This window comes from Sphingobium sp. AP50 (genome assembly GCF_900109095.1).
Lineage (GTDB): Bacteria > Pseudomonadota > Alphaproteobacteria > Sphingomonadales > Sphingomonadaceae > Sphingobium.
In genome coordinates this window covers 124,268-143,140 of the sequence record NZ_FNYZ01000015.1, presented here as the reverse complement: position 1 = coordinate 143,140, position 18,873 = coordinate 124,268, and the positions used below count along the sequence as shown (strand labels likewise).

At 63.8% G+C, this 18,873-nt stretch carries 22 protein-coding genes; 13 read left to right on the top strand and 9 right to left on the bottom strand.

Annotated features, from left to right (window positions below; genetic code table 11):
• Positions 1-144 precede the first annotated feature (144 nt).
• Positions 145-1,131: a LacI family DNA-binding transcriptional regulator gene (locus BMY84_RS20910; RefSeq protein ID WP_093086265.1), complete on the bottom strand. Its 987-nt coding sequence runs from the start codon at positions 1,129-1,131 to the stop codon at positions 145-147.
• 91 nt (positions 1,132-1,222) lie between these two features.
• Between BMY84_RS20910 and BMY84_RS20905 the strand changes: the two genes are divergently transcribed.
• From BMY84_RS20905 to BMY84_RS20880, 6 genes are all read left to right on the top strand, one after another.
• Positions 1,223-1,420, top strand: coding sequence for a DUF4169 family protein (locus tag BMY84_RS20905; RefSeq protein WP_093086311.1), 198 nt, complete (start codon positions 1,223-1,225; stop codon positions 1,418-1,420).
• Positions 1,421-1,575: 155 nt separating this feature from the next.
• Positions 1,576-2,517 (top strand): hypothetical protein, encoded by a 942-nt coding sequence (locus BMY84_RS20900; RefSeq protein WP_256215338.1) that lies wholly within the window; start codon positions 1,576-1,578, stop codon positions 2,515-2,517.
• 144 nt (positions 2,518-2,661) lie between these two features.
• Entirely contained in the window at positions 2,662-3,879 is a 1,218-nt protein-coding gene (locus BMY84_RS20895; RefSeq protein WP_093086307.1) for an argininosuccinate synthase, read from the top strand.
• 224 nt (positions 3,880-4,103) lie between these two features.
• On the top strand, positions 4,104-4,790 hold the full coding sequence (locus tag BMY84_RS20890) for an EF-hand domain-containing protein (RefSeq protein ID WP_093086263.1): 687 nt from the start codon (positions 4,104-4,106) through the stop codon (positions 4,788-4,790).
• A 141-nt stretch (positions 4,791-4,931) separates the two neighbouring features.
• Entirely contained in the window at positions 4,932-5,651 is a 720-nt protein-coding gene (locus tag BMY84_RS20885) for a response regulator (protein ID WP_093086262.1), read from the top strand.
• Between the two features lie 10 nt (positions 5,652-5,661).
• A complete protein-coding gene (locus tag BMY84_RS20880; protein ID WP_093086261.1) occupies positions 5,662-7,005 on the top strand; it encodes a sensor histidine kinase in 1,344 nt (447 codons plus the stop codon).
• A 346-nt stretch (positions 7,006-7,351) separates the two neighbouring features.
• On the opposite strand, the gene BMY84_RS20875 is transcribed toward BMY84_RS20880, so the two are convergent.
• Complete coding sequence (locus BMY84_RS20875; RefSeq protein WP_256215337.1) at positions 7,352-7,525, bottom strand: hypothetical protein; 174 nt, start codon at positions 7,523-7,525, stop codon at positions 7,352-7,354.
• A gap of 564 nt (positions 7,526-8,089) precedes the next feature.
• Here BMY84_RS20875 and BMY84_RS29890 point away from each other — a divergent pair.
• A complete protein-coding gene (locus BMY84_RS29890) occupies positions 8,090-8,254 on the top strand; it encodes a hypothetical protein (RefSeq protein WP_177204107.1) in 165 nt (54 codons plus the stop codon).
• A gap of 77 nt (positions 8,255-8,331) precedes the next feature.
• On the opposite strand, the gene BMY84_RS20870 is transcribed toward BMY84_RS29890, so the two are convergent.
• Complete coding sequence (locus tag BMY84_RS20870) at positions 8,332-8,613, bottom strand: hypothetical protein (protein ID WP_093086258.1); 282 nt, start codon at positions 8,611-8,613, stop codon at positions 8,332-8,334.
• Positions 8,614-8,995: 382 nt separating this feature from the next.
• Positions 8,996-9,844 carry a cold-shock protein gene (locus tag BMY84_RS30765; RefSeq protein ID WP_093086257.1) on the bottom strand — a complete coding sequence of 283 codons (849 nt, stop codon included), beginning with the start codon at positions 9,842-9,844 and terminating at the stop codon, positions 8,996-8,998.
• 267 nt (positions 9,845-10,111) lie between these two features.
• Here BMY84_RS30765 and BMY84_RS20860 point away from each other — a divergent pair, with 267 nt between their 5' ends.
• Genes BMY84_RS20860 through BMY84_RS20850 form a run of 3 tightly spaced genes read left to right on the top strand, consistent with a single transcriptional unit; the run spans position 10,112 to position 11,953 of the window.
• Positions 10,112-10,729, top strand: coding sequence for a ribonuclease D (locus BMY84_RS20860; RefSeq protein WP_093086255.1), 618 nt, complete (start codon positions 10,112-10,114; stop codon positions 10,727-10,729).
• A gap of 16 nt (positions 10,730-10,745) precedes the next feature.
• Positions 10,746-11,393, top strand: coding sequence for an LPS export ABC transporter periplasmic protein LptC (locus tag BMY84_RS20855; protein WP_093020807.1), 648 nt, complete (start codon positions 10,746-10,748; stop codon positions 11,391-11,393).
• Positions 11,393-11,953: an LptA/OstA family protein gene (locus BMY84_RS20850; protein WP_093086254.1), complete on the top strand. Its 561-nt coding sequence runs from the start codon at positions 11,393-11,395 to the stop codon at positions 11,951-11,953. The genes BMY84_RS20855 and BMY84_RS20850 overlap by 1 nt, the downstream gene beginning before the upstream one ends.
• Before the next feature lie 10 nt (positions 11,954-11,963).
• Here BMY84_RS20850 and BMY84_RS20845 read toward each other — a convergent pair whose 3' ends face one another.
• Genes BMY84_RS20845 through BMY84_RS20835 form a run of 3 tightly spaced genes read right to left on the bottom strand, consistent with a single transcriptional unit; the run spans position 11,964 to position 14,370 of the window.
• Positions 11,964-12,554, bottom strand: a complete 591-nt coding sequence (locus tag BMY84_RS20845) for a histidine phosphatase family protein (RefSeq protein ID WP_093086252.1) — start codon at positions 12,552-12,554, stop codon at positions 11,964-11,966.
• Complete coding sequence (gene kdsB / locus BMY84_RS20840; RefSeq protein ID WP_093086251.1) at positions 12,554-13,363, bottom strand: 3-deoxy-manno-octulosonate cytidylyltransferase; 810 nt, start codon at positions 13,361-13,363, stop codon at positions 12,554-12,556. The genes BMY84_RS20845 and kdsB overlap by 1 nt, the downstream gene beginning before the upstream one ends.
• Positions 13,360-14,370 carry a KpsF/GutQ family sugar-phosphate isomerase gene (locus BMY84_RS20835; RefSeq protein ID WP_093086249.1) on the bottom strand — a complete coding sequence of 337 codons (1,011 nt, stop codon included), beginning with the start codon at positions 14,368-14,370 and terminating at the stop codon, positions 13,360-13,362. Before BMY84_RS20835 ends, kdsB begins: the two co-directional genes overlap by 4 nt.
• Before the next feature lie 132 nt (positions 14,371-14,502).
• Between BMY84_RS20835 and BMY84_RS30205 the strand changes: the two genes are divergently transcribed.
• Positions 14,503-14,649: a hypothetical protein gene (locus tag BMY84_RS30205; protein ID WP_218146996.1), complete on the top strand. Its 147-nt coding sequence runs from the start codon at positions 14,503-14,505 to the stop codon at positions 14,647-14,649.
• Between the two features lie 20 nt (positions 14,650-14,669).
• On the opposite strand, the gene BMY84_RS20830 is transcribed toward BMY84_RS30205, so the two are convergent.
• Complete coding sequence (locus BMY84_RS20830) at positions 14,670-15,671, bottom strand: NAD-dependent epimerase/dehydratase family protein (RefSeq protein ID WP_093086248.1); 1,002 nt, start codon at positions 15,669-15,671, stop codon at positions 14,670-14,672.
• 154 nt (positions 15,672-15,825) lie between these two features.
• Here BMY84_RS20830 and BMY84_RS20825 point away from each other — a divergent pair, with 154 nt between their 5' ends.
• Together BMY84_RS20825 and BMY84_RS20820 are read left to right on the top strand one after the other, a co-directional pair.
• Positions 15,826-16,956: a GNAT family N-acetyltransferase gene (locus BMY84_RS20825; RefSeq protein ID WP_093086246.1), complete on the top strand. Its 1,131-nt coding sequence runs from the start codon at positions 15,826-15,828 to the stop codon at positions 16,954-16,956.
• The gene (locus BMY84_RS20820) at positions 16,953-17,822 is read left to right on the top strand and encodes a cupin-like domain-containing protein (protein WP_093086244.1); all 870 of its coding nucleotides are present in this window, start codon (positions 16,953-16,955) and stop codon (positions 17,820-17,822) included. The genes BMY84_RS20825 and BMY84_RS20820 overlap by 4 nt, the downstream gene beginning before the upstream one ends.
• Here BMY84_RS20820 and BMY84_RS20815 read toward each other — a convergent pair.
• Positions 17,800-18,867, bottom strand: coding sequence for a GNAT family N-acetyltransferase (locus BMY84_RS20815; protein ID WP_093086242.1), 1,068 nt, complete (start codon positions 18,865-18,867; stop codon positions 17,800-17,802). The two genes, BMY84_RS20820 and BMY84_RS20815, sit on opposite strands and share 23 nt — an antisense overlap.
• Positions 18,868-18,873 lie beyond the last annotated feature (6 nt).

Below are 18,873 nucleotides of genomic sequence, written 5' to 3'. Positions count from 1 at the left end.
AATTCCGGCCTGTCGGATAAGATGCGTCGTGCAAGCAGTGTAATTGCTCCCCCAATCCAGCGGCTTAACGACTATATCGCAGAGACGGCAGTCGTCCATAGCCGCGACGATGGAATCGCGCGCATCCACTTTTTCCCAGTCCCATCAGCTTGGCGGGCCGGAACTTCCCCGTTCGATCAGCGTGAATTCAAAGCCCGCACCCTCCGTCGGCCCCTTGGCCAGCGCGTCGATCACGCGGCGGCCCATATCCTCCAGCGGCTGGCGCACGGTGGTCAAAGGCGGCCAGGAGGTGTGGCTGGCGGTCGTATCGTCGAAGCCCGCCACCGACAGGTCTTCCGGCACGCGCAGGCCGATATTATGGGCCAGCGTCAGCACGCCGAGCGCCATTTCGTCATTGGTCGCGAAGATCGCGCTGGGTGGCTGGGGCAAGGCCAGCAACGCTTCCCCGGCCTCTATGCCCGACGCGAAGTCGAAGCGGCCCTGAAGGAACAGATCGTCTTCGACCGGCAGGCCGGCAGCGGCGAGCCCGTCACGGAAGCCTTCCACGCGATGCTGCGCGGCATGGTGGGTGGACGGCGGCGTGATGACGCCGATGCGGCGATGGCCCAGCGCGATCAGATGGTCGGCGACCATGCGTCCGCCGGCACGTTCGGGCGTTTCGATGGTGAAGCCGCCCTCCTCGCCCGATCCCGCGATGCGCGCATAGGGCAGCCCCATGTCCGCCAGTCTTGCGAGCAGGCCGGGATCGTCCGACAGTGGCGGCACCAGCAGCACGCCATCGGGGCGCAGCGCGGCGACCAGCCGGTCGAGCACCTCAAACCGTTCCTCCCCGCCAAGCGAGATCGGCTCCACCACCAGATGATAGCCCAGTTCCCGACAGCGCCACGCTGCGCCGATCTGAATCCGGCTGACATAGCCGGGCGCGGGATTATTATAGAGGAAGGCGATCATGAAGGAGCGCCCGCCCGCCAGTCGCCGTGCCGACTGGTTGGGACGATAGCCGAGCTGCTCGATCGCCGCCTGCACCCGATCGCGCAGTTCCGGGCTGACATTGGGCGCTTTATTGACGACGCGCGACACCGTCTTGATCGAAACCTTGGCCAGGGCGGCGACGTCGTGAATACTCGTCATGAAATATTGGCTCAGCCCGCTGGGAAAAGGTTGTCATGCGCAGTTTGCGGGGCTCTTGGCAAGATGTCGTCATCGCAACTATGATGTGCCGATGGGCAATGTCATCAACCTGCGACAAGCGCGCAAGGCCAAGCAACGGACCGACAAGGCGCGGGAGGCAGAGGCCAATCGCGCCAAGTTCGGCCGGACCAAGGCGCAGAAGGCGGCCGATGTTGCCGAAGAGCAGAAGAAGACTTCACGGCTGGACGGCGCCTATCGGGAAGATCGCTCAAGCAGAGATGACGAATAGCACAGCCCTTTTATCCGACCTGTAAATATAGGGTTCATCCCGGAATATGAATGCATGTTCATACTATTCGGCATAGCCATAGATTGGCACATTTCATCGCGATTCTGATCCATGGCATGAGATAGATTGCTCATATCGATTGTTGATCTTTCGCTATGACAAAAAATATTCGCTTCATCCGCCCCGCCAGGGCCGCGATTGCCGCTGTTCTGGCTTTGAGTGCAACCCCGCTGCTTGCACAGACCGTGGTCGTTCCGCCCAGCGTGACGTCGCCTGCGACGGAAGCGGTTGCGGCGCCCGCTCCCGCAGCGGCCAGCACGCCTGCCAGCGCAGCACCGGTCTTCACGCCGGGCGAGCCGATGGTGCAAGCCACACCGCCGGTCGATGAACGCATTGCGGCGGCGACCGCTGCTGCCGAGGCTGAGCAGGCGCAGGCACGTCCTGCTGCCCGTTCGCGCCCTGCCCCTGCGCCAGAAGCGCGCGCTGAAAGAACCGCTGTAACGAAACGCGCGCCTGCGCCGGTGGCCGAAGCCCCCATGCCTGCCCCGGTCGCGGCGCCAGTCGCCGCTGTTGAGCCGGTTCCGGTCGCAGCGCCTGAAGCTACCGCAGCTTCGCCTGCTGCCGAACCGGCCCGTACCGATAATGCGCTGCTTTGGGCACTGGGTGGCGGCGCGCTGTTGCTGCTTGGCCTTGGTGGCACCGCACTGATGCGCCGTCGTCGCGATGACGAGGCCGTCATCGCCGATCCGCAGATCGAGCCGGCTGTCGTTCCGGTCGCCACGCCTGTCGCGGAACCGGCCTATCAGCCGGTGCGTCCGGCGCTGGCCCCCGCCATGCCACTGACCGCTTCCGACGCCACGCTCGAAGCGATGATCGCGGCGGCACCGAGCGCCGACAATCCCTTCACTACGCGGACCAAGCGGATGCGTCGTGCGAAGTTCCTGCTGGCGCGACAGGCGGCCAGTCACGCGCAGGCCCCGGCACCGCAGACCATGCATGCCGAACCGGTCGCGGCCCCTGCACCGGATCGCAGCCAGACCGTCTATCGTTTTGGCGGACAGGCGCAGTCGGGCTTCCTGAAGCCACGTACGCGCTGACATAAAAAAGCGACGCAGAAATGATGGAGCCGGGCGTGCAGATGCCCGGCTCTTTTTCTGTCCGGTTGCGCTTTGGCGGCTTGCCTGATACCGGGCGCGCGCAACAATATCGCGTCCTTCCTGCACGAAAAGAGTCGCCTGCCCATGTCCGACAAGATCAATCGCATCGTCCTCGCCTTTTCCGGTGGCCTCGACACCAGCGTGATCCTGAAATGGTTGCAGCAGACATATCAGTGCGAAGTCGTCACCTTCACCGCCGATCTGGGTCAGGGCGAAGAGCTGGAGCCGGCCCGCGCCAAGGCTCGCCTGATGGGCGTCAAGGAAGAGCATATCTTCATCGACGACCTGCGCGAGGAGTTCGTGAAGGATTATGTCTTCCCGATGATGCGCTCCAACGCGCTCTATGAAGGCCTTTACCTGCTCGGCACCTCGATCGCGCGTCCGCTGATCGCCAAGCGCCAGATCGAAATCGCCAAGCAGCTGGGCGCCGACGCAGTGTCGCATGGCGCGACCGGCAAGGGCAATGATCAGGTCCGTTTCGAGCTGGGCTATTATGGCCTGGCCCCCGACATCAAGGTGATCGCACCCTGGCGCGAATGGGATCTGACCAGCCGCACCAAGCTGATCGAATTCGCCGAAAAGCACCAGATTCCGATTCCGCGCGACAAGCGTGGCGAAAGCCCCTTCTCGACCGACGCGAACATGCTGCACACCTCGTCGGAAGGTAAGGTTCTGGAAGATCCGTGGGAAGAAACCCCGGACTATGTCTATTCGCGCACGGTGAACCCGGAAGACGCGCCCGACGCGCCGGAATATATCACCATCGATTTCGAACGTGGCGATGGCGTGGCGATCAACGGCGTCGGCATGTCGCCCGCGACCCTGCTGGAAACGCTGAACGAATATGGCCGCAAGCATGGCATCGGCCGCCTCGATCTGGTCGAGAACCGCTTCGTCGGCATGAAGTCGCGCGGCATGTATGAAACGCCGGGCGGCACCATCTATCACCTCGCCCATCGCGGTATCGAGCAGTTGACGCTCGACCGTGGTGCCGCGCATCTGAAGGATGAGCTGGCGCCCAAATATGCCGAGCTGATCTATAACGGCTTCTGGTTCTCGCCGGAGCGCGAGATGCTTCAGGCTGCCATCGATTACAGCCAGGAGAAGGTGACGGGGACCGTTCGCCTGAAGCTGTACAAGGGTGGCGTCTATGTCGTCGGCCGCAAGTCGCCTTATTCGCTCTACAGCGAAAAGGTCGTGACTTTCGAGGATGATGCCGGCGCCTATGACCAGCGCGACGCGGCGGGCTTCATCAAGCTCAACGCGCTGCGTTTGCGCCTTCTCGGTCGCCGCGACCGTTAATTTAGCGCCGCACCGGCCCGCACCCCACCCGACCTCCCACAGTATATCCTGGATGGGCGGTCGGGCGGGGGTGCGGGCCGGTGCGGTTCTCTAACAAAGAAACCCGTTACAATTCGCGACAAAGAAACGGGCGTCGTGACATAGATGCGGGACAAATTCCTTCCATAAGCATCTTCAAGGACGGCGGACCTGCCGTTCACGAAGACACTGGAAGGAAACAGGACATGCTCCGCAAATTTTTCACCACCGTCGCGGTCGGATCGCTGTTCGTCGGCGGCCTCGCGGCAACCCACACCGTTTATGCCCAGCCCGGCGCGCAAGGCCCCGGCGGCCCGCGTGGCGGCATGATGGCACAGGCCGACACCAACAAGGACGGCAAGATCAGCAAGGCGGAACTGACCGCCGCGCTGGAAGCCCGCTTCGCCAGGATGGACGTCGACAAGGACGGCAAGCTGACCGACAAGGATCGGGACTTGCGCCATCAGCAGCGGATGGACGAACGGTTCGCCGCGCTCGACACCGACAAGAATGGCCAGATCAGCAAGGCGGAATTCACCACTGGCCATCAGGCCCGTGCCGACAAGCGCGCAGAAGCCGGCAAGCCCGACGGGCGCGGCTGGGGCAAGGGCGGCCATCGTGGTCCCGGCCGTGGCATGATGCGCGGTGGGCCGGGCGGTCCCGGCTTTGGTGACGCGAACAAGGATGGCACCGTGACCAAGGCCGAATTCATGGCCGGGCCGTTGGCGATGTTCGACAAGGCCGATACCAACAAGGACGGTTTCGTCACTGCCGACGAGATGAAGGCCGCCCGTCCGCAGATGCGCGACCATAAGCGCGGCCCGATGGGGCATCGCGGCCCCGGCCCGAATGCGGCCGGTCAGGATGCCCCTCCGCCCCCGCCGGCGGACTGAAGACAGGCCATGGGCGGCCCGTGCGGCACGGGGGTTCCCTCCCCTGTCCCCCTGCCACCGGCCGCCCATCCCGGAAGGGCGAAGGCTTCCCCCTTGGCCTTCGCCCTTCCAACCGCTTCCAACCCATGACAGACAGGCAAGATGAGCGACCGTCCCCACCTGCTGCTCGTCGATGACGAGCGTTCGATCCGTGAACCGCTGGCGCAATATCTGTCGCGCAACGGGTTTCGCGTCACCGCCGTCGAAAATGCCGCCGAAGCGCGGTTGCGGCTGAACGCCAGTGCGATCGACCTGATCATCCTGGACATCATGATGCCCGGTGAGGATGGCCTGTCGCTGTGCCGCCATATCCGCGAGACGAGCGAGATTCCGGTGATCCTGCTGACCGCCAAGTCGGAGGAGACGGACCGCATCGTCGGGCTGGAAATGGGGGCAGATGACTATGTGCTCAAACCCTTTTCTCCCCGCGAACTGGTGGCCCGCATCAAGGTGATCTTTCGCCGCGTGGCGACTGGCGGGCAGCGTGTCACCGCGCCGGACGGAGCATCTTACGCCTTTGCCGGATGGCTGCTGAAATCGCAGGAGCGCACCCTGGTCGACAGCGAGGGCGTGTCCCTGCCTTTGTCCACCGCCGAATATAATCTGATGCTGGCCTTTGCCACGCGGCCCAACCAGATATTGAGCCGCGACCAGTTGCTGGACATCACGCAGGGCCGCGAAGCCAATGCGTTCGACCGGGCGATCGACAACCAGATCAGCCGGCTGCGCAAGAAGATCGAGCCCGATCCCAAGAACCCGACGCTGATCAAGACCGTGTGGGGCGGCGGTTACACATTGTCGGCAGAGGTCCGCAAACTGTGAAGCACCCCCTATGAGCAAGCTGCGCCTGTGGCCGCAAAGTCTGGTTGGCCAGATCATCCTGCTGGTCGCGTTTGCGCTGTTCGTGGCGCAGGCGATCAATTTCGCTCTGCTGCTGCGCGAGCGCAACCGGCTGACCCTGACCGCGCAGACCGCGCCGGCCGTCTATCGGGTGGTGGATGCACTCGACACCCGGCCCGATCGGCAGGATCGGGAACGGCCACGCGCCCGCTTCGTGCAGGGTGATCCGCATCTGACGGGGCGCGCCCGCCCGGATGTGGAGCATCGCGCCACCACCATGTTCGAGGATATCGGCCTCAATATCCGCACCGTTCGCGTGGTGGAGGAAGAGGCGGTGATGCCGCTGCGCCGGTGGGAAAGGATTCGGGGCCGTGCGACCGGGGAAGCACCGCGCAACCACAAGATCACGGTGCTGACGCTGGCGGCCGAATATGAGCCGGGCAAATGGGTTCTGGCTGACGCACGCGCCAATGACCGGCCGCAACGCTATGGCGGCTGGCTGGTCGGGCAGACGCTGGTGCTTTATGTCATCGTGCTGGTGCCGCTGCTGTGGATGGGGCGTCGGCTGGCCCGGCCGCTCAAGCAGCTTACCGGTTCGGCGCAGCAATTTGCCAGGACCGGCGCAGCCGACCCTGTCGACGAGCGCGGGCCGGGCGATGTGCGCGACCTGACGCTGGCCTTCAACGCGATGCGCGCGCGCATTATCGCCATGCTGGACGAGAAGGACCGGATGCTGGGCGCGATCGGCCATGATCTGCGCACCCCGCTCGCGTCGCTGCGGGTGCGGACCGAGTCGGTCGAAGATGAGGGCGAGCGCGCCCGCATGTCCGAGACGATCGACGAGATGAACCGGATGCTGGAGGATATATTGTCGCTGGCCCGCGCCGGGCGCAGCACCGAAAATCCGCAGAAAGTGGACCTTGCCTCGCTGACCGATGCCGTAGTGGAGGATTTCATCGAACTGGGATCGCCGGTGGACATGGCGGACAGCGACCGGGCCGTCGCCTTCGTGCGGCCGCAGCAGATCCGCCGGGCGGTGCGCAACCTCATTGAAAATGCCATTGTCTATGGCGAGCACGCTTATGTGTCGGTGAGCCAGTCGGACGGGATGATCCGCATCGCCGTAGCTGACGATGGGCCGGGCATTGCCGAAGACCGGATGACCGAGATGCTGGAGCCGTTCACGCGACTGGAAGGATCGCGCAATCGGGAGACGGGCGGCGCGGGGCTGGGGCTGGCGCTGGTGCGGGCGATCATGGCCGAGCATCAGGGCGAATTGCGGCTGGCCAACCGGCCCGAGGGCGGGCTGGAAGCGAGTCTGGTGCTGCCGGCCTGAGACAGCGGCGATAGGAGACGACCGAAGTTCATAGTGTCGTCGGCTGTTTTGGGGCCTATTGCACCGGGAAAGCGCCCGCGACGCGCCTGTAACGCCCCTGTGACGCGCCACTGGAGGGCCATGCGGCGCGCCTGAAACGCCATGGTGACGCGACAGGAACGCTTCGCGCGCGCGGCAGGGACGCGCCTCTCGCGCATGCCTTATGCGTCGGGTCGGCGCACCTTGTATGGGCTCAAGCGGTAGTGGATCGGCCGACGGTTCCATCCGACAGGATAGACCAGAGAAAATCCTACATTGGAAGGATGTTGGAAACCGCGAGCAAAGTGGCTCTGGTGCAGGCGCGCCACTATCCCGGTAGCGTCAAGTCCAGACCAAGCGTCCTGGCAAGCGTGAAGGTGGCGTACAGCAGGGCCGGAAGCAATATCATCAGGATCGCGGCTATCTTGCCGACAGCGCTGAGCACCCCTGCCTTCTGGGCCTTTCTATCCTTGTCATAATGCCATTTGACGGCGAAAAACATGCCCGCGCCAAGCACGACGACCTTGAATATGATGAGAAAAACGGGAACCCAATCCATTTATTTCAAGATGCCTCAAATATTATGGAAAATAAGCAGATTCTAATTGCCATCATCGATATCGCCATATTTCGATATAAAGATGATGGACATTGGACATAATGCCCGATCTGAATTGAGGATTATCGCTATGGTATGGGCAGCGTGCATGGCGGGATCAGCTTCAACAGGCAGGTCGCTGGAGGGGCATCGCAGGCAGTACATGTTGTTCGCGCGGAGGCGCGAAGACGGGGAGGGGTTGCGCATCCTCTCCGCGTCTCCGCGTGAACCCAATCAAAGGAAGATTTCGCGCAGAGGCGCAGAGAGCGCAGAGGAAATTGCCCCGCCCGCTCTGCGTTCTCCGCGCCTCTGCGCGCGTATGATATGCACCGTCGGTGCAAAGCGACCGAAGGCGAAAATGCGAGCGGAGCGCGACCTTGCCTGAAAGCCGCCTCTCATTTTCGTCACCCCAGCGACCCGCAGGGCGGCGAAGCCAACGCTGGAGTCTCAGGCGGTGGCAGGATAGATTTGGACAAGCGCCACGCTAAACCGTTTCGCGCCTCCGGGGAAGATGCCAGCCCTCGCTGGCATGACGATGAAGGTCTGATCACGACCATTCTAGGTCACTCCGTCAAATCATTCGTATCGCTGAAACTGGCCACTCATGCCGATGGCAAGGTGAAGACTGAATGACCAAAACTGGTAGAAAGCGGAAGCTACCGCTTTGAACGAAATAGACGACGCTGCGCCTCATTGATTGAGCCTTCGTCTCAGTCGACCTCGCGTCGAGACGTTGGCAGATAGTCACGGCGCGATGGCTCATCGTATATCAGGGTAGCGTGGATACCTTGAACCTCCCTTTTCAGAATAGGACGCTCCCAAACGCTAGCAAATATCTCATCTGCCACAGCCTCGCCGACCCGGTCGATGACATCCTCGATTACCTCGATCTCCTCTCCGTTAGGGAAAAGGATCGCATACTCTTCATCTGTGGCTTGGAACACGCTGAAGGTAGCATTCATCGCACCATCGACGATCAGGATATTCTTCATAGGTCCGCCATAACGATTAACGCTGGCGTCTGCTATGGAGCGATTGCTCCCGAAAGATTTTTCACTGCGTGGCGTCAGCTATCGCCGATCGTCAACCCAAAAGCCGACCTTCCAGTCCCCACCCTTCCCCGTCATTCCCGTGACCCGAAAGGGGGCCACAGGCCAATGCGGGAAGCCATCTCTTAACCTGTCAGCCAGGGGAGAGCCGAGAGATGTCGAGGGAGAGTCGCGTGCCTCTTCCTCGACCCGCCTTTGCGGGGATGACGGTTGTTTGAGTGGGAAGACACCCCTGCCCCACGCTGCACCCGCAAAGAAAAAGGGGCCGCTCTTGCGAGCAGCCCCTTGCATCCTCTCCCTTATAACAGGGATGATCCTAAGTCGTTCAGTCGGCCTTCGACTGGAGATTCACCGCAGCATATTTGCCGCGACGATCGACTTCCAGTTCGAAGTCGAGGCGGTCGCCTTCGTTCAGGGCGCCCATGCCAGCGCGCTCGACGGCGCTGATGTGCACGAAGGCGTCCGGCTGGCCGTCATCGCGCTGAATGAAGCCGAAGCCCTTCATCGCGTTGAAGAACTTCACGGTGCCGCTGGAGCGTTCACCGGTCAGCTGACGCTGCGGACCACGATCGGCACCGCCGCCGAAGCCGCCACGATCGGCACCGAAGCCACCGGCGCGGGGTTCACGCGGTTCGCGCGGAGCGCGTTCCGTGACGGGAAGCGGTTCACCGTCGATCACCAGATCGGTCGCCGACACCTTGCCGCCGCGATCGACCAGCGTGAAGCCGAGCTGCTGACCTTCGGCCAGACCGGTCAGGCCGGCCTGTTCGACCGCGCTGATGTGCACGAACACGTCTTCGCCGCCATCGTCACGAACGATGAAGCCGAAGCCCTTCTGGCCGTTGAAGAACTTTACGACGCCCTTACCTTCGCCGACGACCTGGGCAGGCATGCCGCGACCACCGCCGCCACCGCCGCCGAAACCACCGCCGCCGCCGCCGAAGCCGCGACCACCACCGCCGCCGCCGAAGCCGCCGCGATCACCGCCGCCAAAACCTCCACGATCGCCGCCGCAGCCGCCACCGCCGCCGCCGAAGCCGCCGCGATCACCGCCGAAACCGCCGCCGCCGAAGCCACCGCGATCACCACCGCCGCCACCGTAAAAATTGTCGTCGCCGAAACCGTCGCGCTTGTCCTTGCCGCGCCCGCCGCGGCGACCTCTGTCAAAACTCATGCCCTGTTAGTCACTTTCGCTTCGCCCCAAAGACAATTCGGACAAACATGTCGGGCGAATGACATGCAGAATCCACCGCAAAGGCGGGTTTGGGAATCACTATATCAACTTTTCAGGGCAGCGCGAATGATTTTCACTGATGCGATCATGTTCCGTTCCTTTCAGGCGAAATAACCCGTCAGGCCGCCCTCTCCACCAGCATTTCGCCACTCCTGCGATGCAAAGCCTTCATTGCAGCGCGGCAGGTTTCGCCATAAGGGAGATGCCATGACCGTTCATTTCCACGAAGAAGATCTGCCCGCAGGCGTGCTCGCCCCCGGCCCCATCGCCATCGACACCGAAACCATGGGCCTGATCACCCCGCGCGACCGGCTGTGCGTCGTGCAGATCAGCGATGGCAAGGGCGACGAGCATCTGGTGCGCTTCAATCCGGGCAGCGACTATGCCGCGCCGAACCTGCGCGCCGTGCTGGCGGACCCGGAACGGCTGAAACTCTATCATTTCGGGCGGTTCGATATCGCCGCGATCAAACATTATATGGGTGTGGTCGCAGCTCCCGTCTATTGCACCAAGATCGCCTCGCGCCTCATCCGCACCTATACCGACCGCCATGGCCTCAAAGAACTGGTGCGCGAATTGCTGGGCCAGGACATCAGCAAGCAGCAGCAGTCGAGCGACTGGGGTGGCCCGGTCCTGTCCGACGCGCAAAAGGATTATGCCGCGTCGGACGTGCGCTATCTCCATGCGCTCAAGGCCGAGCTGGACAAGCGATTGATCCGCGAAGGGCGGATGGAACTGGCCCAGGCCTGTTTCGATTTCCTGCCGCACCGGGCCGAGCTGGACCTGGCAGGCTGGCCGGAAATCGACATTTTCGCGCATATGTAAGGGAGATACGGCTTCCGTGTCCGTCCAGGCCGAACAGCAACGCAATGTGCGCCGCCATTGGGCGCGGCCCGGCGGCAGCCATGACCGGCTGGTGGCGCTGCTGAAGAACTGGCTGCCGGTGGCGGTGGGCGTGCTGGCGGCTTTGCTGGCGATGGCGCCCTTTACCGGCGGCGACAAGGTCAGCTTCCTGCTCGACAAGAACAAGGTTGAGGTGGCGAAGGAACGGATGCGCGTGACCGAGGCGCTGTATCGCGGCGAGGATAGCAAGGGCCAGCCCTTTTCCCTGCGGGCGGGCTCCGCCGTGCAGAAAAGCTCCCGCGAACCGATCGTCGACCTGAACAGCATGTCCGCCCGAATCCTGCTGACCGATGGTCCGGCGGTGCTGACCGCGCAAAAGGGGCGATATGACATGAACACCGAGCGAGTCGGGATCGAGGGACCAGTGCAGTTCGAAGCGGCCGGCGGCTATCGCCTGACGACGCGGGACGTGGGCGTGGACCTGAAGAGCCGACGCATGAAGAGCGCGGGCCGTGTGGACGGGCGCATTCCGATCGGCACGTTCAGCGGCGACCATCTGGAAGCGGACATGGCGGCGCGTACTGTAACGCTGAATGGCCGGGCGAGCTTGCGCATCGAGCAAAATGGCCTCAAAGGGCAGAAGTGATGAAACGCACCCTGATCCTGTCTTCCGTCGCTTTCCTGGGCACCGCTGGCGTGATGATCGCCGGGGCCGGCGCGCAGGTGATGAAGAATCATGACAGCAACGCCCCGGTGAACTTCACCGCCGACCGGATCGAGGTGCAGGATCGCGCCGATCGCGTGCTGGTGTCGGGCAATGTCGTGGTGACGCAGGCCGGCATGACGCTGAACGCCGCGCGGATGACCGTGGCCTACAAGAATCAGCCCGGCGGCGGCACCGGCACCGATGGCATCCAGATCGACCGGATCGATGCATCGGGCAATGTCGTGGTGACCAAGGCGGACCAGACCGCGCGTGGCAATGTCGCGATCTATGACCTCAATGCCAAGCTGATCACGATGCTGGGCAATGTCGCGCTGACCCAGGGCAGCAATCGCCTTACCGGCGGACGGCTGGTGATGGACCTGAACAGCGGCCGGTCCACCGTCGACGGCCGTTCGGCCGGCGGCAGCGTGCCGGGCGCGGCGACCAGCCCCAGCGGGCGCGTGTCGGGCACTTTCACGGTGCCGCAGCGGAAGAATTGATCCGGCAGGTCTAGGGACGTTCGTCCCAGCGCAACAGCGTCACCTGCCCGCGAGCGTCCACCGCCAGTTCGCCAAAAGCCCCGGTGCGCAGCTTGAGCGTACCGAGCGGCAGGTCCGCCGCCAGCAAGGCGAAACGGGCCGCGCCATTGCTGGTGACGAGCAGGTCGACGCCCTCCCCTTCCTCAGCGAAACAGGCCCGCCAGGCGGCGATGCGGGCGTCGGCGTCGACGATCCAGCCATCCGGCGCGATGGCGCGGGTGTCCCAGTCCAGCAGCGCCCGTGCGCCGATGCGGGCCAATACTTCCGATTCTGGACGGCCTTCGTCCGGACCATGGTCGATCTCGCCCAGCCAGTCGCGCTGGCCGTCCACTTCATGATCGATGGCAGCACCGATTCGGCTGGCGGTTTCGCGCGCGCGTAGCAGCGGGCTGCACAGGATATGGCGGACGGGCAGCGCCTGGGCCGCGAACCATTGGCCGAGCCGGTCCGCCTGTTCCCGGCCGCTGTCGACCAGGGGAATGTCGGTGCGGGCGCCGACGCGGCAGGCCTGTGCCCTGCTGGCGAAGGTATTGCCGTGGCGGATGATGAAGAGACGGCGCATCAGAGCGGCGGCGTGGGATCGCCATGTTCGGCGATCAGCGCCTCGACCCGGTGGATGTCCGCTTCGGTGTCGATGCCGCTGCTGTCGAACAGGGGCGGATCGACCGCGACGGTCATGACCGGGATGCCCAGTTCGAGCAGGCGCAGTTGCTCCAGCCCCTCCAGATTTTCCAGCGCGGTGGGCGGGCAGGCCTCGAACCGGCGCAGCGCGTCGATCGCATAGCCATAGAGGCCGACATGGCGCCAGACCGGCGAGCGGGGCTGTTCCGCGCGAAGCCTATCTTCATTGCGAATGGCGGGGATGATATTTTTGGAGAACCACAGCGCCTGTCCGTCGGGCCCGCGGGCGCAGGTCGTGCCGCTGAAGGGCGATCGGCTCTTATGGTCGCGCAGGGCATCGAGCGCGGACCAGTCAAGCGCGATGACCGGCGTCGCGACCTGCGCACCATGCTGCAACGCAGCAATAACGGCGCCGAGCGCACCTTCGGGCTGGAAGGGCGAGTCGCCCTGAAGATTGACGACGAAATCGGGGGTGACGGGCTGGGCCAGGGCTGCGGCCAGCGCACGACCGGAGCCGGTGGCGATGGCGCTGTCGGTCAGGACCGCGTCACAGCCCACCGCGTAGGCGTGATCGGCGATCGGCTGGTCATCGGTGGCGACGACCAGCGAAACGCCTTCGCGCGGGCCGATCGCGGCGCGGGCCATGGCGATGGTGCGATGAAGCAGGGTGCGCCCGGCGATCGGGCGCAACGGCTTGCGTGGCAGACGGGTAGAACCGGCACGCGCAGGAATGACGACGAGAAGGCTCAGGCGACCCCGGCATGCAGCAGGTCATGCATGTGGACGGCACCGACCAGACGGGCATTTTCGCACACGAACAGCAGCATGATATTGCGTTCATGCATCAGATGCAGCGCTTCGGACGCCAGTTCGTCCGGCGCGACGGCCAGCGGCGTCTGGGTCATGAAACGGCCGACCGCATCGGTCAGATTCTGTTTGCCGGTGACGGTGCGGCGCAGATCACCATCGGTGAAGGCACCGATCAGGCGGCCATTGCGATCGACGATCGCGGTGCCGCCAAGGCGCGCGCGGGTCATTTCGATGGTGGCGTCGAGCAGCGAGGCATCTTCGCGCACCATCGGCACGTCCTGATTGGTCGCCATCAGTTCGCGCACCTTGACCAGTTGCGCGCCCAATTTGCCATTGGGATGGAATTTGTGGAAATCGTCGGCAGAAAAGCCGCGCATTTCCATCAGCGAAATGGCCAGCGCATCGCCGAACGCCATCTGCACCGTGGTCGATGTGGTGGGCGCCAGCGAATTGGGGCAGGCCTCCTCCACTTCGGGCATCTGCACGCAGATGTCGGCGGCAGCGGCGACGGTACTGTGCATCTGGGCCGTAATCGCGACCAGCGGGATGGCGAAGCGCTTGCAATAATGGATGATCGGGCCAAGTTCGGTCGACTCGCCGGAATGAGACAGCATCAGCACGACATCGTCGGGCGTGATCATGCCCAGATCGCCATGACCGGCGTCGGCCGGGTGCAGGAAGATGGCGGGCGTGCCGGTTGAGGTCAGCGTGGCCGTCATCTTGCGGGCGACGATGCCGCTCTTGCCGATGCCGGTAACGATGACGCGGCCACGCACCTTCATGATGATGCCGATGACGCGCAGGAAGGTGGCGGCAAAATCGCGCTCGGAAAACTTCGCTTCCAGCGCATTCAGCCCGAAGGCTGCGATCGACAGGCTGCGGCAGGCGCTCTCTACGATGCGCCCTCCTGAGCCGAAAGGAACAATTTTCGAAGCTGGTGTCGACACGCGTTTGCCCTTTTCCCCGTATTCCGCACCGGATAACCCGGCGCGTACAACGGCGACGAACCATCGTGTTCGATGTGTCGTCTTTTCCTCAATTCCGCGACCCCTAACCAGTTTTTCAACCGGTATGGGTATATGGCTTACGCTGTTTCAGGCACTTATGGCAATCCATTTTGCAAGTGCGAAAGAAAATTCGAACAGGAAAAAGCCACCGCCGACCGAAACGATCAAGGCAAGTCGATCATTTTGAGCGATGAATTGCGGAACTTTTCTGCTTTGTGAACGTGCATTGCAACACGGCATTATCGCCCTTCATGATAGGTGCGATACCAGTTCACGAATCGTGGAACGCCCGACTCGATTCCGGTCGTCGGCGCGAAACCAATGTCCTGCGCGATCGCGCTGATGTCGGCATAGGTGGCATGCACGTCGCCCGGCTGCATCGGCTGGAAATCGATATTAGCCTTCATGCCCAGCGCGCCTTCCAACACCGCGATCAGGTGCATCAGTTCTTCGGGCTGGTTATTGCCGATATTGTAGAGCCGATGCGGCGCGCGGCTGCCCCCGGCCTTTACCGCGCCGTCGTCCACCGGCGGGTGATCAAGACAGCCCAATATGCCGGTCACGATATCGTCGATATAGGTGAAGTCGCGCTGCATCCGACCGTGGTTGAAGACCGGGATCGGCTGACCCGCCAAAATCTTCGACGTGAAGATCCACATCGCCATGTCGGGGCGCCCCCAAGGGCCATAGACGGTAAAAAACCGCAGCCCCGTCATGGGGATACGGAAGAGATGGGCATAGGTTTCGCTCATCAGTTCGTCGGCGCGCTTGGTCGCGGCGTAGAGCGAAACGGGATGGTCGGCGCGATCCTCGACCCGGAAAGGCAAGCTGTCGTTGCCGCCATAGACGGAGGAGGAAGAGGCATAGACCAGATGCCGCACCCGCCGTTCCCGCGCCAGTTCCAGCATGTTGACATGCCCCGCCAGATTGGAGCGGACATAGGCATGGGGGTTGATGAGCGAATAGCGCACCCCGGCCTGTGCCCCCAGATGCACGATGGATTCGATCACCTGATCGGCCAATGCCGCCTGCACAGCCTCCAGATCGGCAAAATCCAGTTCGTGGAAGGTGAAGAGCCGGCCATGCGCCGCCTGCAAGCGGGCGATCCGGTCGCGCTTGAGCGACACCGGATAATAGTCATTCATATTGTCGACGCCGACGACAGCATGCCCCTGCGCCAGCAGACGGTCGGCAACATGCATGCCGATGAACCCGGCTGCGCCGGTGATCAGGATCGTCATGCCATTTTCTCCTTAGTCTGCCAGCGGCCGGATGCCGCCCGCCCCCGTCTCAAACAATCCGCCATATAATGTAAAGCCCCGTCCTGCCGCGCGTGCGATATGGACGGGATAGCGATTTAGGCTTTCCCTAATCTTTACCGACTATGCGACAGTCATGGACATGGCATCCCATCCATCACGGCCCAACGCCCCCACAGCGGGCGAGGATCAGCGCGCCGACTGGGCGGCGCTGGCGTTGGATACGGCGGAAGCCAATGGTTTTTACGCGCCCGACATGCTGGGGGCGGCGATCGATCATCTGCCCGGCGGACAGGATGTGCGCCTGATCGAAGCACGGGATGGCGCTATGCTGATCGGCATTTTGCCGGTGACGATACGCGCGCGCCACGGCCGCCTGCCGATCGGCTGCATATCCAACTGGATGCACGATCATTGCTTCTTCGGCGCGCCGATGCTGCGCCGGGGCCATGAAGCAGCCGCCTGGCGCGGCTTTCTGGCGGAACTCGACGCTGCGCCCTGGGCACCGGGATTCCTGCATCTGGAGGGGCTGGACGCTGCCGGCGCCAATGCCGCCGCGATCGAGGCGGTCTGCGTCGAACAGCGGCGGGGCTGGCGCGAAATCCACCGCTATGAACGGGCGATGCTGCGGTCGGACCTCTCCGCCGACGCCTATTGGGAAACGCAGGTTCGATCGAAGAAGCGCAAGGAATTGCGCCGCCTGCAAAAGCGGCTGGGCGAACTGGGCGCCGTCGAGACGCGATTGCTGGACGATGGCGCGGACCTCGCCCGCTGGTGCGACGATTTTCTGGCGCTGGAAGCATCGGGCTGGAAGGGAGAGAATGGCACGGCGCTGGGCTGCAAGCCGGAGGACGCCGCTTTTTTCCGCAGCGCCTGCGCGTCGGCCTTTGCGGCCGGGCGGCTGCATATGCTGCGCATCGACCTGGATGACCGGGCGATCGCCATGCTGGTCAATTTCCGCCATGGCGACGGTGCCTTTTCGTTCAAGATCGCCTTTGACGAAGCGCTGGGTCGTTTTTCGCCCGGCGTGCTGATCGAAATCGCCAATCTGCATGCGGTGCAGGATGATCCGGCGATCGGCTGGATGGACAGTTGCGCCGCGCCCGATCATCCGATGATCGACAGCCTGTGGGCGGAGCGGCGCACCATCGTACAATATCGTATAGCGCTGCATGGCAAGGGGCGCGCATGGATGGAGCGCCGCGTCGCCTTTGCCATGGCGAACGGCGCCGAGACCATAGCCAGAATGTTGAAAGGACAGCGATGACCGCGCAGAGCAGCATCGCGCCGGCGAACGGCGCGACATTTTCGGACGCGGCCCGCGCCGCCTTCGCCGCCGCCTATCCCGACCAGTCGACCCGGCTGACCCATCAGTTGATCGGCCATGACCTGCTGACGCTGGACGCGCTGGCGACGCTGGCGGAGCGGATGCCGGAAACGTCGGTCGAATATAATCTGGGCAAGCTGCCGCTGGGCGTGCGGCCGGAAGATACGCCGTCCAACGGGCTGACGCTGGGCGAGACGATCCGCACGATCGACACGAATGGCAGCTGGGCTGTGCTGAAAAATGTCGAGCGCGATCCGGCCTATGGCGCGCTGCTCGACGCGGCGCTGGCGGAACTGGAGCCGATCGTCGCGAAGACGACCGGGCCGATGCTGAAGCGGGAAGCCTTCATCTTCCTGTCCTCCCCCGGCAGCGTGACGCCGTTCCACATGGACCCGGAGCATAATATCCTGCTCCAGATCATGGGCACCAAGACGATGACGGTCTTCCCTGCCCGCGACGAGCAACTGGTGCCGGCGCAAAAGAGCGAGGATTTCCATGCCGGCGGGCATCGCAACCTGATCTGGCAGGATGGGTTCCAAGCACGCGGCACGGCGGTTCTGCTGGAGCCGGGCGACGCCATCCATGTGCCGGTGAAGGCGCCGCATTTCGTGGAAAATGGCCCGACCGTGTCGGTCAGCCTGTCCGTGACATGGCGGTCGGACCGCAGCGTGGCCGAGGGCGAACTGCACAGTTTCAACGCCCTGCTGCGCAAGCGCGGCCTGCCGACCGGCGCGGTGAGCGCAGCGCCGGAGAAACAGGGGCTGCGCCGCCTGGTCTATCGCCTCATGCGGAAGCTGGGCGCCTGAGCAGCCGGCGCAGCAGCGCTTCGGCTTCAAGGCGCGGGGTGAAGCGTTCGAGCAGCCACCATTCGAGTGATTCCTCGCAGGTGGAGAGGCTCTGCTTGTAACGATCCTTGCCCGCGAGCAGGGAATAGCGGCCAAGGCTCCGCGCGGCATAATGGCCGACGGCGGCGGCATGGCAGAGCAGGCCGGGCTTGTCCTTGCCGGTGCGCGGCTGCGCGAAGGCGGACTGATAGTTCATCGCCACCCCGCCCTGTATGAAATTGACCAGCAGGCCGACCGGGCCACCGGCATCGGTGAAGCGCAGAAGTTCCACCATGCCTTCGGGCAGACCGCGCGCGGCGATGGTCGCGACGAAATGGCGGAAGGTCGCGCTGTCCCAGGCATTGTCGGCGTGACGGCCGCTGTTGAGCGCGGCCATTTCGTCCAGCCATGGCGCGATATCGTCCGGCGTGGCGATAGCGATATCGGGCAGCGGGCCACCATGATCCTTCATCGCGCGGCGAATCTGGCTGCGCGTGTTGGCGCTGAGCAGCGCGAGATAATCGCCATCGGCCGCGCGCACGGCATCCAGATCGACCTGATAGACGGGCGAGACGTCAACGCGGGTCTTGCGGCGGGCGGCTATGCCCGTGAACGGGGATTGCGGCGCGATGCCGCTGAGCCGCAAGGCGCGCCAGTCGCGGCGGCGGGCGAGCGCGGCAAGGGCGGCGGCGATCGCTTCCTCTTCCCTGCCCGTCTCGATCAGCAGGCCATTATATTCCACATAGGGCCGATCGGCATCCGCATCGCCCGACTGGTTGAGGCTGAGCGTCGCGATGCTGCCCAGCAGGCGCGGCTGCATCGCATGGCCGACCAGCGCCAGCGCGATATCCTGGCCCTTATCGTCCGTGACGGCGAGCAATTCGGGCCGGACGGGATAGCTGTCCAGCCATGATCCAACCCAGGTCCAGCGCAGAAAGAAGGAGGCATCCGATCGCGCCTCCAGCGCCTGCCAGCGCTGCGCCAAGAGGGCCCGGTCGGGCAGCGAGAAGGTCGCGGAACATGCCATCGCGCC

Bases quoted from the DNA above. Each gene is read 5' to 3' on its own strand.
- BMY84_RS20910 (WP_093086265.1), bottom strand. From the start codon at position 1,131: ATGACGAGTATTCACGACGTCGCCGCCCTGGCCAAGGTTTCGATCAAG.
- BMY84_RS20905 (WP_093086311.1), top strand. From the start codon at position 1,223: ATGGGCAATGTCATCAACCTGCGACAAGCGCGCAAGGCCAAGCAACGG.
- BMY84_RS20900 (WP_256215338.1), top strand. From the start codon at position 1,576: ATGACAAAAAATATTCGCTTCATCCGCCCCGCCAGGGCCGCGATTGCC.
- BMY84_RS20895 (WP_093086307.1), top strand. From the start codon at position 2,662: ATGTCCGACAAGATCAATCGCATCGTCCTCGCCTTTTCCGGTGGCCTC.
- BMY84_RS20890 (WP_093086263.1), top strand. From the start codon at position 4,104: ATGCTCCGCAAATTTTTCACCACCGTCGCGGTCGGATCGCTGTTCGTC.
- BMY84_RS20885 (WP_093086262.1), top strand. From the start codon at position 4,932: ATGAGCGACCGTCCCCACCTGCTGCTCGTCGATGACGAGCGTTCGATC.
- BMY84_RS20880 (WP_093086261.1), top strand. From the start codon at position 5,662: ATGAGCAAGCTGCGCCTGTGGCCGCAAAGTCTGGTTGGCCAGATCATC.
- BMY84_RS20875 (WP_256215337.1), bottom strand. From the start codon at position 7,525: ATGTTTTTCGCCGTCAAATGGCATTATGACAAGGATAGAAAGGCCCAG.
- BMY84_RS20870 (WP_093086258.1), bottom strand. From the start codon at position 8,613: ATGAAGAATATCCTGATCGTCGATGGTGCGATGAATGCTACCTTCAGC.
- BMY84_RS30765 (WP_093086257.1), bottom strand. From the start codon at position 9,844: ATGAGTTTTGACAGAGGTCGCCGCGGCGGGCGCGGCAAGGACAAGCGC.
- BMY84_RS20860 (WP_093086255.1), top strand. From the start codon at position 10,112: ATGACCGTTCATTTCCACGAAGAAGATCTGCCCGCAGGCGTGCTCGCC.
- BMY84_RS20850 (WP_093086254.1), top strand. From the start codon at position 11,393: ATGAAACGCACCCTGATCCTGTCTTCCGTCGCTTTCCTGGGCACCGCT.
- BMY84_RS20845 (WP_093086252.1), bottom strand. From the start codon at position 12,554: ATGCGCCGTCTCTTCATCATCCGCCACGGCAATACCTTCGCCAGCAGG.
- BMY84_RS30205 (WP_218146996.1), top strand. From the start codon at position 14,503: ATGGCTTACGCTGTTTCAGGCACTTATGGCAATCCATTTTGCAAGTGC.
- BMY84_RS20830 (WP_093086248.1), bottom strand. From the start codon at position 15,671: ATGACGATCCTGATCACCGGCGCAGCCGGGTTCATCGGCATGCATGTT.
- BMY84_RS20825 (WP_093086246.1), top strand. From the start codon at position 15,826: ATGGACATGGCATCCCATCCATCACGGCCCAACGCCCCCACAGCGGGC.
- BMY84_RS20820 (WP_093086244.1), top strand. From the start codon at position 16,953: ATGACCGCGCAGAGCAGCATCGCGCCGGCGAACGGCGCGACATTTTCG.
- BMY84_RS20815 (WP_093086242.1), bottom strand. From the start codon at position 18,867: ATGGCATGTTCCGCGACCTTCTCGCTGCCCGACCGGGCCCTCTTGGCG.